Here is a 245-nt window from a genome sequence, read left to right on the forward strand (position 1 = left end):
GTCGAGATGCGACAGCGGTTCATCGAGCAGCAACAGCGGCGCTTGCTGGCACAGCACCCCGGCGAGCGAGACACGCTGACGTTCGCCGCCTGAGAGCGACAGCACGTCGCGCGCGGCGAATTCGGTGAGGCCGCCGCTGCGCGACGTGGAAAGCGTGGTGATTCCGCCGCCGCAGATGGTCGCCGCGCTTGCGGAAGACGGGCTCGACGGCCTGTGCGTGGGCGAGCCGTGGAATGCGATGGCCG

The 245-nt window shown here is 69.8% G+C and carries 2 pseudogenes; one reads left to right on the top strand and one right to left on the bottom strand.

Features of this window, described 5'->3' with window-relative positions:
* Window positions 1–132 (bottom strand): annotated as a pseudogene (locus SB822_RS59825) (ATP-binding cassette domain-containing protein); the annotation flags it as partial.
* A 1-nt stretch (window position 133) separates the two neighbouring features.
* Between SB822_RS59825 and SB822_RS59830 the strand changes: the two are divergent.
* Window positions 134–245 (top strand): annotated as a pseudogene (locus tag SB822_RS59830) (ABC transporter substrate-binding protein); the annotation flags it as partial.

Origin of the sequence: Paraburkholderia sp. SIMBA_054 (assembly GCF_046534875.1) — a bacterium.
Classification (GTDB): Bacteria; Pseudomonadota; Gammaproteobacteria; order Burkholderiales; family Burkholderiaceae; genus Paraburkholderia; species Paraburkholderia hospita.